This window comes from Mesorhizobium kowhaii, assembly GCF_042431665.1.
GTDB lineage: Bacteria > Pseudomonadota > Alphaproteobacteria > Rhizobiales > Rhizobiaceae > Mesorhizobium > Mesorhizobium kowhaii.
This window is the reverse complement of record NZ_JBHLYT010000017.1, coordinates 155,454-173,157: the sequence shown is the minus strand read 5'-3', so window position 1 is coordinate 173,157 and position 17,704 is coordinate 155,454. Positions and strand designations below refer to the sequence as shown.

General features: G+C 61.7%; 15 protein-coding genes. 14 read left to right on the top strand and 1 reads right to left on the bottom strand.

Annotated features, from left to right (window positions below):
• Positions 1–752: 752 nt before the first annotated feature.
• On the bottom strand, positions 753–1,742 hold the full coding sequence (locus tag ACFFNA_RS14310) for a GlxA family transcriptional regulator (protein WP_378919148.1): 990 nt from the start codon (positions 1,740–1,742) through the stop codon (positions 753–755).
• Positions 1,743–2,024: 282 nt separating this feature from the next.
• Between ACFFNA_RS14310 and ACFFNA_RS14305 the strand changes: the two genes are divergently transcribed.
• The 14 genes from ACFFNA_RS14305 to ACFFNA_RS14240 all read left to right on the top strand — a co-directional run bounded on the left by ACFFNA_RS14305 (position 2,025) and on the right by ACFFNA_RS14240 (position 17,644).
• Complete coding sequence (locus ACFFNA_RS14305) at positions 2,025–3,365, top strand: extracellular solute-binding protein (protein WP_378919146.1); 1,341 nt, start codon at positions 2,025–2,027, stop codon at positions 3,363–3,365.
• Positions 3,366–3,457: 92 nt separating this feature from the next.
• Entirely contained in the window at positions 3,458–4,363 is a 906-nt protein-coding gene (locus ACFFNA_RS14300; protein WP_378919144.1) for a carbohydrate ABC transporter permease, read from the top strand.
• Positions 4,363–5,229 carry a carbohydrate ABC transporter permease gene (locus tag ACFFNA_RS14295; RefSeq protein WP_258585558.1) on the top strand — a complete coding sequence of 289 codons (867 nt, stop codon included), beginning with the start codon at positions 4,363–4,365 and terminating at the stop codon, positions 5,227–5,229. Before ACFFNA_RS14300 ends, ACFFNA_RS14295 begins: the two co-directional genes overlap by 1 nt.
• Positions 5,226–6,695: an aldehyde dehydrogenase family protein gene (locus ACFFNA_RS14290; protein ID WP_378919142.1), complete on the top strand. Its 1,470-nt coding sequence runs from the start codon at positions 5,226–5,228 to the stop codon at positions 6,693–6,695. The genes ACFFNA_RS14295 and ACFFNA_RS14290 overlap by 4 nt, the downstream gene beginning before the upstream one ends.
• Before the next feature lie 40 nt (positions 6,696–6,735).
• Positions 6,736–7,944, top strand: coding sequence for a sialidase family protein (locus tag ACFFNA_RS14285; protein ID WP_378919140.1), 1,209 nt, complete (start codon positions 6,736–6,738; stop codon positions 7,942–7,944).
• A gap of 41 nt (positions 7,945–7,985) precedes the next feature.
• A complete protein-coding gene (locus ACFFNA_RS14280) occupies positions 7,986–9,137 on the top strand; it encodes a sialidase family protein (protein WP_378919139.1) in 1,152 nt (383 codons plus the stop codon).
• On the top strand, positions 9,124–10,227 hold the full coding sequence (locus ACFFNA_RS14275; RefSeq protein ID WP_378919138.1) for an ABC transporter ATP-binding protein: 1,104 nt from the start codon (positions 9,124–9,126) through the stop codon (positions 10,225–10,227). Before ACFFNA_RS14280 ends, ACFFNA_RS14275 begins: the two co-directional genes overlap by 14 nt.
• A gap of 124 nt (positions 10,228–10,351) precedes the next feature.
• Positions 10,352–11,314, top strand: coding sequence for a dihydrodipicolinate synthase family protein (locus tag ACFFNA_RS14270; protein WP_378919136.1), 963 nt, complete (start codon positions 10,352–10,354; stop codon positions 11,312–11,314).
• 63 nt (positions 11,315–11,377) lie between these two features.
• Positions 11,378–12,376, top strand: a complete 999-nt coding sequence (locus ACFFNA_RS14265) for an ABC transporter substrate-binding protein (protein WP_378919134.1) — start codon at positions 11,378–11,380, stop codon at positions 12,374–12,376.
• A gap of 67 nt (positions 12,377–12,443) precedes the next feature.
• The gene (locus tag ACFFNA_RS14260) at positions 12,444–13,211 is read left to right on the top strand and encodes an ABC transporter ATP-binding protein (protein ID WP_378919132.1); all 768 of its coding nucleotides are present in this window, start codon (positions 12,444–12,446) and stop codon (positions 13,209–13,211) included.
• Complete coding sequence (locus ACFFNA_RS14255; protein ID WP_378919130.1) at positions 13,198–14,004, top strand: ABC transporter permease; 807 nt, start codon at positions 13,198–13,200, stop codon at positions 14,002–14,004. The genes ACFFNA_RS14260 and ACFFNA_RS14255 overlap by 14 nt, the downstream gene beginning before the upstream one ends.
• A gap of 30 nt (positions 14,005–14,034) precedes the next feature.
• Positions 14,035–15,540: an aldehyde dehydrogenase gene (locus tag ACFFNA_RS14250; RefSeq protein WP_378919128.1), complete on the top strand. Its 1,506-nt coding sequence runs from the start codon at positions 14,035–14,037 to the stop codon at positions 15,538–15,540.
• A complete protein-coding gene (locus ACFFNA_RS14245) occupies positions 15,537–16,445 on the top strand; it encodes a D-2-hydroxyacid dehydrogenase (protein ID WP_378919126.1) in 909 nt (302 codons plus the stop codon). The genes ACFFNA_RS14250 and ACFFNA_RS14245 overlap by 4 nt, the downstream gene beginning before the upstream one ends.
• Complete coding sequence (locus ACFFNA_RS14240) at positions 16,445–17,644, top strand: mandelate racemase/muconate lactonizing enzyme family protein (protein WP_378919124.1); 1,200 nt, start codon at positions 16,445–16,447, stop codon at positions 17,642–17,644. The genes ACFFNA_RS14245 and ACFFNA_RS14240 overlap by 1 nt, the downstream gene beginning before the upstream one ends.
• The last annotated feature ends 60 nt before the right edge of the window (positions 17,645–17,704 follow it).

The following is a 17,704-nucleotide window of genomic DNA, read 5'->3' as shown; positions in this document are numbered from 1 at the left end:
GTCTGAGGCGGTCGTTCGATCGCGCGTCCGATCAACTCGAAGAGCGGAACTGCAGACCGGCGCGTCCGCTGCCCGAAGAATTAGGAATCGCCTGAATCTATAACGGCAACATCGCCTGGCTTCTTGTGGAGCATGGACTCGAACCCCCTTTCGTCGCCAACAACCAGTGTGCGACGTAAAACCGTGGTGCCAATGATGGATGGGACAAACAGGTGAGCAAAATCAAATAGTTATTGGAGGGCGTGTGCGAAAACTGCACACGAAAGTTCTGCTTCTCTTCCATTTTCGTTCCTGCGATAGACCCGCCGATCAGTCTTTTGCCTGGCCGTGTGCCGCTACCAGTCGCCAGTTCGACCACGAGGATCGCCGCCGTATCCACCCCCAGCCGTGTTGCCAGGTTGGTGTTCTGCGATCAATTGCGCGTCTCCGACGGGGTTGAGCCAATAAAGCGCTGTTGCGTCTCCGCTGCGAGCATCCAGTTCCCTTGGGGTTCTTCGGCACCAGGACATACTTTTGGGCACGCTTGATTATCGCACTCGCTCAGACCTGAATGCACTCGGCTACCGAGACGTCGCGATCGATCGTCTGCCGGGGGTTCGAGTCGGAAGAGCGCTACCGCCTTACCCCCCACTCATTGAGCCAGTTCAGGCTTCGCTGCTACGGCTGAGCGATTTGAGCCCATCTAAGTACGAATCCGGTGGGGCATAGCAAGATGACGAGCCTCTTGTCTTTATAGCCGTTCTGCTCCCTCTCTAGACGCCCACCTCGTCGGCGGTGGGTTCCATGCCAGGTGGGCGGCTTCGAGACATCCTGACGATCTCTGGCCGGACTGTAATCTGTGTTTCGCGAAATGCCTGGCGGAACGCGCGTGGCGATTGGCCAAACTGCGCGGTGAAGGCTCGGGTAAAAACCGAGGGGTAGGAGAAACCGCAAGCATAGGCGACATCCTTGATTTCACGCTCTTCATAGAAAAGCAGGTTGCGTGCCGCCTGCAGGCGCGAGCGCAGATAGAGCTGATTCGGGGTCTGGTTGAATTGGCGAAGGCAGCAGCGCTCCAGTGTCCGCACGGAAATACCGAGGTGGCGCGCAAGGCTCTTCGGCGATAGCGGGAAATCGAGATTGTCTTCCATCAACGCCACTATCTTGTGGGACAGGGAAGGTCGTGCTTCGCCAATCGCATCATCGTCCGTTCGTTGCGGATGAATGCCCTCGCGGGGCGTATGGATGAGCGCATTGGCGACCTCCTTGGCGAGGCTCGCCCCGCGCAGCCGCCCGATCAGATCGAGCATCATGTCCAGCGTCGCCACTCCGCCTGCGCAGAAGGCAAGTTGACGATCGATGAAATAGATCTGGTTCTTTGTCTCGGCCGCTGGAAAATGCTCAAGGTATGACGATACTGCCTCCCAGTGCACTACCGCCTCGCGATCGCCCGTGAGGCCAGCTGCCGCAATGGCGAAGGCGCCCGTGTCGACGCCTATGATCATCGATCCATGCCGGTATGCATTGCGCAGGGCTCCGCGCACGTTGGCCGATATGTTCTGCGTCGGCAGATTGCCTTCCAGGACGACCACAAAGTCACAGCGCGGAAAGTTGGCCAGATCATGGTTCGCGGCAACCCACATGCCGTTGCTGGCGCGTACCGAGTCGCCCGAATCCGAAATCATGATCCATTCGAAAAGATGCTGACCGCTGTTCTGATTGGCTATGCGCAGCGTCTCGGTCGCCACGATCAGCGCATTCATGGGAAATTCGGGTTGCAGCAGGAAGGCGAAACGCGGCCGGCGGTTGGAGGCGGCTGCGATGACGGGATTCGGATCTGCGACCACGACAAGCGTCCGAGATAATTGCTGATGACGCTCCAGATATATTATGTGACGCTGGGGATCAACTCTAGGGCGACCGATTGGCCAACACTGTGACCACGCCGAGAGCACGTTCTGGGACGATCTCGACGAGGGAACATAGAAAAATAAGCTTTAACAGAGCGTGGTGAGCGCCTAGCGCATGCCGCGTGGGAGATTGTCATGGATCTGACTTCATTGAACAAATCGACTTTTGCCCTGAACCGAAGGACACTTCTGAGGTCGGCTGCGGCAGCTGGGGTAGGTCTTGCCGTTCCACACATCTGGACTGGCCGCGCTTCGGCCGCCAACCCGATCGAGATTGTCCATTGGAGCTGGCTATCGGCTTCGGACGGCGAGGTGTGGGCCAAGATGATCGCCGCCTTCAACGACGCGCACAAGGACAAGGGCGTCCAGATCCGCATGGAGGTGGTTCCTGAGGAGCAATATGTAACCAAGGTGCTCGCCGCCGCGGCCACCGGCAAGGCGCCAGACTTTGGCTGGGGCACGGCGGGCAAGTCGGCCCAGCTGGCGCGCGACGAGGTCATCATACCGCTTGATGATCTCATCACGGGCTCTGGTCTCGACCTCGCCGACTTCAGCGCGACGTCGATCGCGGCCTCGCGCTATCCGAAGTACGACAACAAGGTCTTCATGATACCCATGGACCTGATGAGCCTCCAGCCTGAAATCAACCTTGATCATGTCAAGGAAGCGGGCCTTGATGCCAGCAAGCCGCCGATGGATGACGACACGCTGCTGGAATGGGCAAAGGCCATGACCAAGCGCGAAGGCGACAAGGTCACACGCTCGGGCATCATGATGACGGGTTCCGGCGTTCAGCCGACCGTCACCTGGGGCATCGTCGCGGAACAGATGGGTTTTCAGCGCGCCAGCGACGATCTGAAGACCGCTTGCGTGAACCCCGAGGCCGGCAAGGCGGCGATGCAATGGGTGCTCGACCTTTTCGACAAGCACAAGGTTTCGACCCGCGACGTCACCGACCGCTACAAGGCGTTCGGCACGGGGCAGGGCTCGATATTCTGGACAGGTCCCTGGACGCTCAACGGCTACGTCGCGCAGAAGCTGCCGTTCAAGACAGTGCTGTTTCCCAAGATCGGCACCAAGCACGTCACTTATTTCGAGATGGGAGGTCTGGAATTCTACAAACAGGCGGACCCGACGCGCCACGAAGCAACGATGGCGGCTGTCAAATGGCTGTCGGACAACAGCTTCCTGTGGACGACGGTTGGTCGTGGCGCTTCTCCGCGCAAATCCATCCTCGAGCGGCCAGATTACAAGACCGCCGGCAATCCGTGGGATATTCGCGGCGCTTTCGTCGACGGAATGAGCATCGCAACCGTCGGCGAGATCCCGGTGGTGAATGGTCCAAACTTCACGATCTATTCGGGCGGAAATTTCCTCGCCAAGACGCTCGAGGGAGTATGGTCGGGACAGACGACGATCGACGCGGCGATGCAGCAGATCCAGACGCAGTGGCAGGCTGATCTCGACGAAGGGTGATCCTGCCGGCTTCCTCCGGCAATAGGAAGTCAGTCCGTCGCGACCTCCACCGCGACGGACCGCCGGACAATTTTGACCACGGACAGATCGCGATGACGATGGCTGCTAACATGGACGCGAGCGGCGCGCTTGGCGCTGAGCGTTACGAGACGGACCGGGCGGGATACCTGCTTGTCGCCTTCTTCGCGATTCCCTTTTTCCTGTTCAATATCCTTCCCGTGTTGTTCGGCGTCTACGTCTCCTTCACACGCTGGAGTATCGTTGGTTCGCCGAAATGGGTGGGGCTTGAGAACTTCTCCAAGGCGTTCAGTGACCAGTGGGTCGCGGTCGCCTTCAGGAACGTCTTCCTCTACGGCCTCGTCATCGTTCCCTGCGTGACGGGGCTCGGCTTGCTGTTCGCGCTTTTCGTGAACAAGCGCTATCCGCTATCGGGCCTGGCGCGCACGCTCTTTTTCGCCCCCACGGTCGTGTCCGCGACGGTAATCGGGCTTGTATGGGTCTGGATGCTCGACACCCAGTATGGGCTCGTCAACTACTACCTGTCCTTTCTCGGTTTCGACGACATCCCCTGGCTCACCTCCACACGTTGGTCGCTGATCGGCGTCAGCGTTGCTTCGGTGTGGTGGGATCTGGGCCTTGCCTTCGTGCTGTTCCTGGCCGCCTTGCAGGATATTCCAGGCGAGATCATCGATGCGGCGCGGGTCGATGGGGCCAACCGCTGGCAGCGCTTCAAGCATGTGATCCTGCCGCATCTGCGACCCGTCATCAGCATGGTGGTAACGCTGCAGCTAATCTCCACGCTGCGCATCTTCAGCCAGGTCTACGTCATGACCAATGGCGGCCCGGCCAGCTCGTCGTCCTCGCCGATCCACTACATCTACAATCTCGCCATCGTCAGGAACCTGTTCGGCTACGCCGCCGCGGTGTCCCTCTTGTTGTTCGTGTTGATCCTGGCGATCACCGTGGTCCAGCGCTTTCTTCTCAGGGAGCGTGCATGATGACCGCCTGGCTGGACCAAAAGCTCGAGGCGCGTGGCCTCGAAAGAGCAGATCTCTTCATCTGGCCACTCGGCATGGCCGTCGCCGTTCTCTGGGCGTTGCCCTTCGTCTGGATGGTGTCGACGTCCTTCAAGTTTCCAGGCGATGTCATGACCAAGGACATCGAATGGCTTCCCCACCGCATCACGCTGAACAACTACATCAAGGTCTTTGACTACCCCGTCATACGCTGGGGCTTCAACAGCGTCGTGCAAGCGACGGTATCGACCTTCCTCTGTGTCCTGTTCGGTGCGATGGCCGGCTATGCGTTGGCGCGCATGCGGTTTCCCGGCCGGGATACGCTGTTCTACATTTTCCTCGCTTCGCTGATGATACCCACCGAGGTTTCGGTGATCCCGCTGCTGCTTGGCTTTGTCAAAATCGGCTGGGCAAGCAGCTACCAGGCCCTCATCCTGCCATCGATCGGCAATGTGTTCAGCGTCTACATCTTCCGCCAGTTCTTCCTGTCGTTTCCCAAGGAACTGGAGGAGGCCGCGAAAATGGACGGTGCGGGACCGTTCAACCTGTTCTTCCGCATTGCGCTGCCGCTCGCCCGGGCGCCGGCAATCGCGGCTTCCGTCATCATCTTCACCCTGAACTGGAACAACTTCCTGTGGCCGCTCCTGGTCACCTTCGACGAGTCGATGAAGACGCTTCCGGTCGGCGTGGCAGCCTTCACGCCAGTGGTCGGAACGCAGACCCAGATCGAGGGCTATAGCGTCGCCATGGCGGCGGTGACCATCCTGAGCATCCCCAGCCTGCTGCTGTTCTGTTTCCTGCAGCGCTATTTCATCCAAGGTCTTTCCCAGGGCAGCGTGAAGCAATGACGGTACGAACCTATTCCCGCACCGATCTCATCGATCCTTTGCCGGGCCAGCATTTCATAGACGGCAAGTGGCGAAAATCCACTGAGGGTCGAACATTCGAAACGATCGATCCCAGCACGGAAGCGGTGTTGGCAGTCGTGGCGCGCGGCGACGCCGGCGATATCGACGCCGCGGTCAGGGCCGCGCACCGCGCGCTGCATGGCGATTGGCGCGGCTTGAGCCCGGCCGAGCGCGGACGGCTGCTCTTCAAGCTCGCGGATTTGCTGGAATCGGACGCTGAACGATTTGCATTGCTCGAAACGCTTGATGTCGGCAAGCCAGTCAAAGAGGCGCTCGGCGACATCAGGGGCGTGTGCGCGACGCTGCGTTACAATGCCGGTGCCGCCGACAAGATGGAGGGGTCGACGATCCCGCTGGGCCGCGACGTCGTCGACTTCACCATGTTGGAGCCGGTCGGCGTGACCGGCCATATCGTGCCCTGGAACTATCCGCTGGGCATGGTCGCGCGCTCGGTGGCGCCGGCACTTGCCGCGGGCTGCACGGTCGTGATCAAGCCTGCCGAGCAATCGCCGCTCACGGCGCTGGCCTTTGCTGAACTCTGCCAGAGGGCGGGATTGCCCGACGCCGTGGTGAATGTCGTGGCGGGCTTTGGCGAAGACGCCGGGGCGGCCCTCGTTTCGCATCCCCTGGTGCGCGGCATCACCTTCACCGGATCGGTCGAAACCGGGCGCAAGATCTATGCTGGCGCCGCACAGGGGCTGAAGCCCGTGGTGCTCGAACTCGGCGGCAAGAACCCCATGGTGGTGTTCGAGGACGCCGATCTGGAAAGGGCAGCCTTCGACGCGCTTGATGGCGCTTTCGGCAACAGCGGCCAGGTCTGCTCCTCGTCGTCGCGGTTCCTGCTGCATCGATCGATCCGCGAGGAATTCCTCGACCGGCTGGCAGAGGGTGCGGCCAGGCTGACCGTCGGCCGGGGCCTCGACAATTGCGATCTCGGGCCGCTGGTCTCGAAGGAGCAACATGCCAAAGTACGATCCTACATCGACGGGGGCCGCGCGTCGGGAGCGACAGTGCGGCTTGGTGGCGGCCGTCCGAAAGGGCTCGAGACTGGCTATTTCGTTGAGCCGACCATTTTCGACGGCGTCGATCCTGCAAGCGCGCTGGCCCGCGAAGAGATCTTCGGTCCCGTTGCCGTGGCGCTGTCCTTCGATACCGTGGACGAGGCGCTCGCCATGACCAATGGCCTCGGCTTCGGGCTCGTCGCCGGCGTCTACAGCCGCGACATCTCGCGCGCCCTGACATTCGCCCGCGACGTCGAGGCCGGCTCAGTCTGGATCAATGGCTGGTTCATCGGCGGAGTCCAGGCGCCGACCGGCGGCATCAAGGACAGCGGGGTCGGCCGCGAGCGCGGATTGCCCGGCATCCGGAACTACCTCAGCATCAAGAACATCGGAATCCGGCTGTAGGCGGTAAGAGCGAAGACATCCCAAAAGAGGAAATCAGGGAATGACTGTTATGAAAGACGTTGAACACTTCATGATCTTCAAGGATCCGGCGCACTGCGTCAACCAGATCGCGACGCGGCTTCTGAAGAACGGCGATATACTCGCCGTGTTCAACGAAGAGCGCTTCCCTTTCCATCACGACAGCGGCCAGACGCTGATGACCCGCTCGAAGGATGGCGGCAAGACCTGGAGCCCGCCAAAGGTCGTGTTGCCGTGGTCCGAAACGCAGGGCAACTGGGACTGTGGCATCTGCGAAATGCAGGATGGCACGCTCATCGTCAATCTGACCATTACCGGTTTCTTCAAGCGCGGCATCAAGCCTGAACAGCCATCGTGGAGTTCGCATCCCAACACCAAGGAATGGGGCGATTGGACCTGGGCCTACAAGACGCAGGCCTGGCTCGGCACCTTCGTCGTCAAGTCGAAGGACGGCGGCGAGACATGGACCCAGCCTATCCCCGTCAATGTCCGCCCGCTCAAGCATGGCGGCTGCCGCCTCGGCTGCTGGGAGTTGCCGAACGGCTCGCTGCTCATGGGCCTCTACGGCCGTATCCATGGCTATGAGGAAGAAGGCGAGGGCGAAAGCACGCGCTCGGCGCTGATGCGCTCGGACGACGGCGGCGACAATTGGGAGTACTTCTCGACGCTAGGCTACGACCCGGCCAGCATTATCGACTACGAGGAGCCCGGCCTGGTCAGGCTCGCGGACGGCAGGCTGGTCTGCTTCATGCGCACCCATGTGAACCCGACCAGTGACGCCAAGAACATGGTCATGACCATCTCCGACGATGACGGCTTCAGCTGGACCCCGCCGAAGTGGACAAACATCTGGGGCTACCCGCCGGAGCTCATCGAGCTTCAGGATGGACGCTATCTGATGGTCTACGGCTATCGCCGGCCGCCCTATGGCGTGCGTGCGATCATTTCGGACGACGGCGTAACCTGGGATGTGAAGAACGAGTTCGTTATTCGCGAAGGCGGCGTGCCCGGCCAGACGGTGACCGAGACCCCAGGTTCGAGCCGCATGACGCCGGCCTCCGGCAAGATCGAGGGCGGTGGTGTCGACTGGAACCATCCGGGCATCTACCAGCACATCGGCTACCCAAGCGTCGTCCAGACGCAGGACGGCGCGATCGTCTGCTCGTACCACGAATGGAGTGACGACCCGAAGCCGCTGCAATATGTCCGTTGCACGCGCTTCCGGATCTGAGCCCGTCAATGACGTCCGGCGCGGCAGCCTTGATACCTCGAATGGATCACCAGACGATCCATTGCGATCCGCATGCATATAGCGCGCATCCGCATCTCGCGGTTGCGGCCAACGACAATTGGCTGCTGGTATTCACGCAGTCGCGCCGCCGTGCCGGGGTTCTGCATCCACCGCAGGACCCACTGTACTGCAACATGCTGATGCGATCGGCGGATGAAGGAAGAAGCTGGTCGGCTCCTTCCATCGTCCCCGACTTCGGCTGGCAAGGCGTGGAATGCGCCGGCCTCACCTCGCTGCGTTCCGGCGTTGTGCTGCTGAACCAGTGGCGGTTCGACTGGCATACGCTCGCCTATGCGCAGGCCCATCTTGCGCCCGGCGCCTATACACGGCCGGAGCAGTTGATGGGCGCCGAGGCCATGGCCGCTGAACTCCAGGACTGGACGCCGCAGAAGTCCACGCTCGCCGAACGCTATCCCTGGGCGCGCGGCGGCGGGCAAACATGGGTTCATCGTTCGGTCGACGGCGCAAACACCTTCACTGCGTCGACGCGCATCGACACAACGCCTTTCAGCGGTGGCTACGGCATGCGTGGCGGCATCGAGGTCGACGGCGAAATCATGCTGCCGCTTTGCGACGTGCCGAACTATGCCGCCGTCTTCACCGTGCGGTCGGGTGATTGCGGCCAAAGCTGGTCCGAGCCGCGTCTTGTTGCGGCGGGCGAGGGGCATGCCTTCGAGGAACCAGCGCCCATCCTGCTGCGCAACGGCCGCATCGTCATGCTCTTGCGCGACAATGTCTCGCGCATCCTGCATGTCGTCAGTTCCGGGGATAGCGGTGTCTCGTGGAGCGCCCCGTCGCCGACCGGGATCGAAGACTATCCGGCCGATATGGTGGAACTCGACGACGGCCGCATCGCCTGCGTCGCCGGAAGACGGCGCGCGCCCTTTGGCATTGCGCTCTACATCTCCCACGACAAGGGAAAAAGCTGGAATTCGGCCAGTCCCTACATGGTCCGCTCAGGCCTTCCCAATCGGGATCTGGGCTATCCATCGCTGGCGCTGCGCGCCGACGGCAGCCTCTACGTCATCTACTACGCGCAGGATTCCCAAGGCATCACAGGCATCCATGCCAGCGTTCTCGTGCCCCACGCTGACGGCTGGCGCCAGGAAGGACTTGCTTATGGCCAAGGTTGAGCTTTCGGGCGTCTCCAAGAAATTTGGCGAGAAGATCATTATCCCCGGCGTCGACCTGACGATCGAGCATGGTGAATTCCTGGTCTTCATCGGGCCGTCGGGCTGCGGAAAATCGACGTTGCTGCGCATGATCTGCGGCCTGGAGCCGATCAGCGGCGGCACGGTGGCGATCGGCGGCAAGCCGATGCGCGGCGTGCCGCCGGCAAATCGCGGCGTGGCCATGGTGTTCCAGAGCTATGCGCTCTATCCGCACAAGACGGTTGCCGAGAACATGGCCTTCTCCTTGCTGATGCAGGGCATGCCGAAAGCCGAGCGCGACAAGAGGGTCGCTACCGTCGCCGACACGCTTCAGCTCGGCCCGTTGCTGGGCCGGCTTCCCAAGGAGCTTTCCGGAGGACAGCGCCAGCGCGTGGCGATCGGCCGGGCGATCGTGCGCGAACCCGAAGTGTTCCTGTTCGACGAACCGCTGTCGAACCTCGACGCCGAACTGCGTGTCCAGATGCGGCTCGAACTCGCCAAACTGCACAGAAGTCTGGGCGCCACAATGATCTATGTCACGCACGATCAGACCGAGGCGATGACGCTTGCCGACCGGATCGTGGTGTTGCGCGATGGCGTGATCGAGCAGTTCGGCACGCCGGCGCAAATCTACGACGCGCCCTGCAACCGTTTTGTCGCCGGCTTCATGGGTTCGCCCAAGATGAGTTTCCTCGAGGCTTCCGTCGAGAGGCAGGACGGCACGCGCCTGACGCTGCAGATCCCGGGAACGACGGGCGGCAGCGTGGGATTGGACCTGGCGCAGCCTATGGCGCTCTCCGGCAGCGTGATCGTTGGCATCAGGCCGGAGCATTTCAACACGCACCGGACTGCAGGCCCGCGGCTGCAGGCCGATGTCGAGTTCGTGGAACGGCTTGGCGGCGAGAGCTTCCTGCATGCACCCGCGCATCCGGCAGGCGCGTTGATCATGCGTCAAGGTGACGAGGAGGCAAGGAGCGTCGGGCCGGGAAAATGCGAGATCGGCGTGGATTGGCGCAAGGCACATCTGTTTGCCCGGGACGGCAAAACGATACCGCTCAAACGGGAAGTCTAGGGCGGGAAACTGTCCTGGCCGGGTTCAGCTTCGTCAATTCGGACGGGCGTTAGTGACGGTCAACGCGAAACGAACAGAGCGGCGGGCAATACGACTGTGCCAAGCCTGCATGAAGGAGACGACTTTGGACTTTGAAAAATTGAAATTGCGTCTGGCGGGATGCTACGTAACAATACCAACGCCGTTCGAGGACAGCGCTGGCTTTCCGGTCAACCACCAGGCGATCAGGGTCTATGTCCGCTTCCTGATCGACAATGGCCTGAACACCGAATATGCCACACTCCTGGCGGGCGGGGCGGCGGGCGACTTTTCAACGATGTCGTTCGAGGAGCGGACCGGCGTTGGCGAAACCGTTGTCGATGAAGCGCAGGGGCGCGTTCCCCTTGCCTTCGGCGGGCAATCGACCAGCACGCTGGAACTGGTGCGGCTGGCGCAGGCGGCGCAGTCGATGGGGTTCGACTTCCTGCAGGTGTCGTGCCCGTTCTATTTCACTCACACGGAAGCCGATTTCGAGGAGTTCGTCATGGCCGCGGCCAAGGCGGCACCAGACATCGGCATCATCGTCTACAATACGTTCTGGACCTCGACGAGCCTCTCGTTCGGCATGATCGATCGTCTGGCAAAGATCGAGAATGTGGTGGGCCTGAAATGGGCGACGCCGCGAACGGACGCGATGGAGTTTGAGGACGTCACCTCGAATTTTTCCAAACGCTTCACGATCATCGACAACAATCTGTTCTTTCCCTATTCGGCGATGCCGTCGCTGGGTGCGCAGGCGTTCGAGGTGCACCTCTGCAACTACTGGCCGGAATGGGGCATCAAGCTCATCGACGAGGTCAAGGCGGAGAACTACCCCGAGATCGCGCGGATGATGGTGCAAGAGGCCATGCCCTTCTACAAACTGTGGGTCGAGATCGAGAAAGGCTACACGAGCGGTGACGGCTATCTCGACAAATTGTGCATGGAACTGATCGGACTGCCTTCGAGCCGCTGCCGCCCGCCAACACGCGACATTCGTGAAAACTATCGTGCCAAGACGCTTGCCATGATGCGGGCCGCGGGCGTGCCGCGCCTCGTGGCCAAGTAGACAATGCAAGCCGACAATACCGGGAACATAACAAGAAGCGACAAATCAACAGGAGCGACCGCTATGACCAATTTCAGGAATTTGATGCTTGGAGCCGTGGCAACCACCATGCTGCTCGTCGGCGCCGCCAAGGCGGCCGACGATGTGAAGCTGCGCCTCAACTGGATGTACTACGGCTCCCATGCCGGCTTCGCCCTCGGCAAGGTGAAGGGGTTCTACAAGGATGCCGGCATCAACCTCGATATCCGTTCAGGCAACGGTTCGGGCTCGGCGCACCGCCTGGTCGCCAATGGCGACAGCGACTTTTCCTATGGCTCGTGCGGATCGATGGTGAACCTTGCCTCGCAGGGCGCCGCGCTGATCTCGGTGGCGGTGATCGACGCCATGGGAGCGGATGCGGTACTGGTTCGCCCCGACGCGGGCATCACCAAGATTTCCGACCTCAAGGGCAAGAAGCTGCTCACCACATCCAATGCTGGCGTCAACACGTTCTTCCCGATCGTGCTGTCCACGGCCGGCCTTTCGCCTTCCGACATCACACTCACCAATGTCCCCGACGGCGCGCTCGTGTTGAGTTATCTGCAAGGCGCCGGCGACACGGTGGGCATGCTTGGCGGCATCGACGACAAGCCGGCCGAGATCAAGAAGAACGGCGGCGCCGCGCCGGTGATCTTTCCTTATTCGAGCTATGGCGTGAACCAGATCGGATATTGCATCGTGGCTCGCAAGGAGATGGTCGCGAAAAACCCGGATCTCGTGAAACGCTTCGTGCAGGCGACCATCAAGTCCTATAAGGCGGCCGAGGCCAATCCGGATGCCGCGATCGCGGCGATCGGCGACATCGTCGGCGGAACGATGAACGAGGACGAGGGCAAGGCGCAGGCGCGCGCGGTGCTCGATGTGACGCTCAGCCTTCTCTATTCGGCCGCGAACAAGGACAAGACGCTCGGCTTGAACGTGCCGTCGGATTGGGAAAGCATGGTGACCCTGATGAAGAAGTACAATGACCTCGACCCCAAGGTCGCGCCCACGCAATTCTACACCAACGACTTCGTCAAGTAGCTGGCGAACCGGAGCGGCTTGCTGTCGCTCCGGTGCTCGCTTCCAGTCGGACGAGATTGAACCGTCGATGAATCCGCTTATCGAACTTACGGGCGTGCAGAAGGTGTTCGGGGCAGGCCCCGGCGCCCTGCATGCCTTCGGACCGGTCGACATGAAGATCGAGAAGGGCGAGTTCGTCTCGCTGCTCGGTCCGTCGGGCTGCGGAAAGTCGACCCTCATGCTTATGATCGCCGGGTTGCTCGACGCCACAGGGGGCCGAATTGCGATCGACGGGCGCACCGTCGTCGGGCCACAGACCGACATCGGAATCATGTTTCAGGACAATACGCTGGTGCCGTGGCGCACCGTGCGAGGCAATATCGAGCTGCAGCTTGAGCTGCGAGGCCTGTCACCGGCCACCCACCGCGCCAGCGTTGACGAACTGCTCGCGTCGGTCCACCTCGAGGATTTTCAACAACGCTACCCGCACGAACTCTCCGGCGGGATGCAGCAGCGCGCCGCATTCTGCCAGGCTTTGGTGCATCAGCCCGCGACCATGCTGCTCGACGAGCCGCTCGGCAAGCTCGACGCCATGACCCGAGAGGCAATCCGCACCGATCTGCAGGCGCTGTGGATGCAACGCCATCCGACCGTTGTGTTCGTGACCCACTCAATCGAGGAGGCCATTCAGCTCTCCACCCACGTCGCCATCATCACGCCGCGCCCCGGACGCATCGAACGTATCATTTCCGTCGATCTGCCCTATCCGCGCGATTTCGAGGTCAAGAGCAGCCCGCAATTCATCGGCTACGTTCGACAGGCACAGGAGATATTTCGCGGTTATGGCGTCCTCTGATCGACCCTCTCCACCGGAGCGCGCCGTCCGCTGGATTGCGCGGTCATGGATGTCGATCGCCTTCTTCGCGGCGTTCTTCCTGATCTGGGAATATTCCATCGTCTGGTTCGGAATCCCGCGCTACATCCTAACGCCCCCATCGGTGGTCGTCACCAAGGGCTGGGCGGATATCGACCGGCTGCTCTACTACACCTGGATCACGGGCGTGGAGGTGGTGCTGGGTTATGCGGTGGCCGTCATCCTGGCGCTACCGCTCGGCCTAGCCATCGCGTTCTCGTCCATCCTGCGCCGCACGATCTATCCGTTTGTCGTCTGCGTCGAAATGGTGCCCAAGATCGCGTTCGCGCCGCTCTTCATCTCCTGGCTGGGTTTCGGCCTGCTGCCCAAGGTGATCATCGTTTTCCTGGTCTGTTTCTTTCCCATCGTGCTCAACGCCATTCTCGCGTTCAGTTCGCTCAGCGAGGAACTGTCGCGCTTCAGCGTCTCGACCGGCGCGAGTGCATGGCGCACCTTCGTCAAGGTTCGGCTGCCGGCGGCGCTGCCGCAATGCTTCGTCGGCTTCAAATACGCCGCGATCAACGCGACAGTCGGCGCCGCCATCGCGGAGTTCATCGGCTCGGACCAGGGGCTCGGCTTCTACATCCAGATCGTCACCGGCAACATGCGTCCGGACCTTGCCTTTGCGGGTATCTTTTTCCTGACAATCCTCGGCCTTGCCCTGTTCGGCCTGGTCACTCTTGCCGAACGCCTTCTCATTCCCTGGCATATTTCAGTGCGGCGCCAGCCGCACTGACCTCTCAATGCATCCGACGGAGACAAAGACGTGACCCTGACCAAAGACAGCGCCCACGCACTCGCTTCGAAGCTGGCCCCGAACGGCCTCGCCTTCATCGACGGCAAGTTCGCCGCGGCAGCGGAAGGCGCGACTTTCGACACCATCAATCCCGCGACCGGCCAGGTCATCACCGCTGTAGCGCACTGCGGCGGCACCGATGTCGATCGCGCGGTCAAGGCAGCCCGCAGATCCTTCGACGACGGTCTCTGGTCGCGCGCGGCTCCCGAGTTTCGCAAGGAAGCGCTGTTGCGGCTCGCCGAGCTCGTACGGGCCAATGCCGATGAACTCGTCGTTCTCGAAAGCATCGATAGCGGCAAGACCATCACCGACTGCGCCAACGAGATCGGGCGAGAGGTTCCGAACTTCTTTCAGTGGTACGGCGAACTCGCCGACAAGTCTTTCGGCAAGGTCGCGCCGACCGGCGAGAACGCACTGGCCCTCATCGTCAAGGAGCCTGCCGGCGTCGTCGGTCTCGTGCTGCCATGGAATTTCCCGCTGCTGATGGCGGCCTGGAAGATGGCGCCCGCGCTCGCTGCCGGCTGCTCCGTTCTGGTGAAGCCCGCCGAGCAGACGCCGCTGTCTGTCCTGCGTCTGGCCGAACTCGCGCAGGAAGCCGGCATACCGGACGGCGTGCTCAACGTATTGCCCGGCCTCGGCGAAACCACGGGCCAGGCGATCGGCCGTCATCCCGATATCGACATCGTTTCCTTTACCGGATCGACCGAGGTCGGCGGTTATTTCCTGCGCTACGCCGGCGAGAGCAATCTCAAGGTGATTGGCCTGGAGATGGGCGGCAAAAGCCCGTTCATCGTGCTGGATGATGCCGATCTCACGGACGATCTGATCGAGCATGCCGCAATGTCCGCCTTCTGGAATGGCGGCCAGAACTGTTCGGCGAACATGCGGCAGCTTGTCGACCGCAGTCTGGCCGAGGAGTTCGCTCATCGCGTCACCGTCCGCGCCAAGGCATTTCGTGTCGGCGATCCACTCGATCCGGCGACCAATATTGGCGCCATGGTCACCGCCGAACACCAGACCCGCGTGATGGGCTATATCGAGCGCGGATCGGCCGAAGGTGCCCGCTTGCTGACCGGCGGCGGCTCGACGGGGCCGGGCTACTTCATCGAGCCCGCTGTCTTTGCCGATATGACGCCCACGATGAGCATCGCTCGCGAGGAGATATTTGGCCCTGTCCTCGGCATCCTGCCGGTCGCTGGAATGGAGATGGCGCTGCAGATCGCACGCGATACCGACTACGGCTTGCACGCGACCGTGTTTACCAAGGATATCGACCGCGCCATTTACATGGCGCGGCGGCTGCCTTGCGGGACGGTCTCCGTCAACGGCTTTTCGGAAGGCGACGTCAAGACGCCCTTTGGCGGCTACAAGCGCTCCGGCTCGCTTGCCCGCGACAACGGCACCGAGGCCATGGATCAGTATCTGCAGACCAAGACGATCTGGATCAGTACCGCGCAGCCCTCGGTGTCCCTATGATGGATATTGCGGTCTGCGGCGCATTTGCTGACGAGCAGGTAGCGCGGCTCAGGGAAGGCGCGGGTGATATTCCGGTTAGGTTGATGGAGGCCGAATCCGACTGCGACAGCGCCATCGTTTTCGGCAATCCTGAGCCTGGCAAGGTTGCGGCAAACCCGAACCTGCGCTGGCTGCAACTGGAATCGGTGGGGTTCGGAGAATATGCGGGCCTCGACTGGAAACGCGGCCACGGTGAAACGCTGATTACCAACCTTGCCGGCTTCTTTGCCGACCCGGTAGCTGAATCGGCGCTTGCCGGCATTCTCGCGCTCTATCGGGGTATCGACCGTCTGGTGCTTCTCCAGGCGGGCAAACAGTGGCTTGGCGATCCCTTGCGCACGCACTTGCGCGTGTTGCGCGGAGCGCGCGTCGTCCTGTTCGGCTATGGCGCGATCAACCGGCGGCTAGCTGAACTGCTGGCGCCATTCGGCTGCGCGATCACGCCGATCACGCGAGACGGTATCGCGGGGCTCGACAAGGCGCTTGCCGAGGCCGATCTGGTTGTGTGCACCGCACCTGCCACCCCCGCCACGTCGGGTCTTTTCGACGCCGTCCGACTGGCCAACTTGCCTCCAGGAGCGATCTTCTGCAATTTCGGACGTGGCTCGATCTTGGAAGAGGACGCGCTTGCCGACGCACTTGAGCGAGGCCGGCTTGGCGGCGCCGTGATCGACGTGACCCGCGATGAACCCTTGCCTGCTGGGCACAGGTTCTGGACCTGCCCAAACATCATCCTAACGCAGCACTCCGGCGGCGGCACGACGGATGAGCTCGATCGCAAGATAGGTGTCTTCCTGGCCAACCTGGCGTGCTTTCGCGCCGGCACGCCACTCGAGGGCATCGTCGATTTTTCACGAGGATACTAATGGCCAAGATCACCAACATCCGCTGCGTCCTGTTATCGTCGGCCTACGCCGATGCGGACGATCCGGAAATCAAGGAATGCTTCCCCAATGGGCCCAAACGCACCATTGGCATGGTGGAGGTCACGCTGGACAATGGCGTGACCGGACTGGGCGAAGGTTACCTCGCCGTCTTCGCACCGCTGGTGTTCCAGGCGATCGTTGACCTTTGCCGTCCGCAGGTGATCGGCCGCGATGGCTTCGACATCGACCGCCGGGTCAAGGATCTTCGCAGCCTTTGCGATTACTGGTCGCTTCAAGGGGCCGCGCGCCACGTCATCGCGGCCTTCGAGATTGCGTTACAGGATGCCAAGGCCAAGAGCCTCGGTGTGCCCGTCTACACGCTTCTCGGTGGGGCGCAGGCCCAATCGATCCAGATCTACGGCTCGGGCGGCTGTTGCGATGCCAAGGAACAGTTCCTGCGTGAACTGGATATGCTGGGTTCGCTCGGTATCGAGATCTACAAGATCCGTTCGGTCAAGCGCGATATCCTGCGCACGGCCTGGGTGCTTGAAGAAGCCGGGCGACGCGGCATCAAGGTTGGCGTCGATATGTGCCAAAACCTTGCCGATCCGCCGCAAGCGGTAGGCGATGTGGTGGCCTTCGTAGCGGCCGTCCACGCCATCACCGACCGGCGCATGGTGTTTGTCGAGGAAGCGCTTGGCCCTGACCAGCCTGATGCTTTTCGTGAACTGCGCGGACGTATCGATGTGCCGGTCTGCGGCGGCGAGATTGTCACCACGCCCAAGGAGATGATCGAGCGCATCAACGCCGACGTCTATGACTTCGTCCAGCCCGACGCGTCGGTGATGGGCGGAATTTCGGCGGTCATGGACGTGTTCGAGGCGGCCAGGGCCAGGGGCACCGACGTTGTGGTGCATGCGTGGGGCGGTGCCGCCGCGATCATGGCCAGCTATCACGCGGCCTTCGCCGCGGGCGGAAAGCTGGTCGAATATCCGATGCTGTATTTTCCACTCGGCGCCGAGATGATCGGCGACCAGGGGCGCATCGAGGGTGGCCGCCTGATCCGCCCGAGCGCGCCTGGACTCGGTCTGACGCTCACCCCCGAGATGGAAGCGCGCTATCCTTTCGATGAAATGGCTGTCTATTCCTGCGTCCTGACCGACTGGGGCCCGCCACCGGACAGCTATTGGCGAGATTGACCCATTAGCCTCGTTATAAAATCCCAGCCACCTCGCTCAAGACAAGCGGAGGATCGGAGA

Bases quoted from the DNA above. Each gene is read 5' to 3' on its own strand.
- ACFFNA_RS14310 (WP_378919148.1), bottom strand. From the start codon at position 1,742: ATGAATGCGCTGATCGTGGCGACCGAGACGCTGCGCATAGCCAATCAG.
- ACFFNA_RS14305 (WP_378919146.1), top strand. From the start codon at position 2,025: ATGGATCTGACTTCATTGAACAAATCGACTTTTGCCCTGAACCGAAGG.
- ACFFNA_RS14300 (WP_378919144.1), top strand. From the start codon at position 3,458: ATGACGATGGCTGCTAACATGGACGCGAGCGGCGCGCTTGGCGCTGAG.
- ACFFNA_RS14295 (WP_258585558.1), top strand. From the start codon at position 4,363: ATGACCGCCTGGCTGGACCAAAAGCTCGAGGCGCGTGGCCTCGAAAGA.
- ACFFNA_RS14290 (WP_378919142.1), top strand. From the start codon at position 5,226: ATGACGGTACGAACCTATTCCCGCACCGATCTCATCGATCCTTTGCCG.
- ACFFNA_RS14285 (WP_378919140.1), top strand. From the start codon at position 6,736: ATGACTGTTATGAAAGACGTTGAACACTTCATGATCTTCAAGGATCCG.
- ACFFNA_RS14280 (WP_378919139.1), top strand. From the start codon at position 7,986: ATGGATCACCAGACGATCCATTGCGATCCGCATGCATATAGCGCGCAT.
- ACFFNA_RS14275 (WP_378919138.1), top strand. From the start codon at position 9,124: ATGGCCAAGGTTGAGCTTTCGGGCGTCTCCAAGAAATTTGGCGAGAAG.
- ACFFNA_RS14265 (WP_378919134.1), top strand. From the start codon at position 11,378: ATGACCAATTTCAGGAATTTGATGCTTGGAGCCGTGGCAACCACCATG.
- ACFFNA_RS14260 (WP_378919132.1), top strand. From the start codon at position 12,444: ATGAATCCGCTTATCGAACTTACGGGCGTGCAGAAGGTGTTCGGGGCA.
- ACFFNA_RS14255 (WP_378919130.1), top strand. From the start codon at position 13,198: ATGGCGTCCTCTGATCGACCCTCTCCACCGGAGCGCGCCGTCCGCTGG.
- ACFFNA_RS14245 (WP_378919126.1), top strand. From the start codon at position 15,537: ATGATGGATATTGCGGTCTGCGGCGCATTTGCTGACGAGCAGGTAGCG.
- ACFFNA_RS14240 (WP_378919124.1), top strand. From the start codon at position 16,445: ATGGCCAAGATCACCAACATCCGCTGCGTCCTGTTATCGTCGGCCTAC.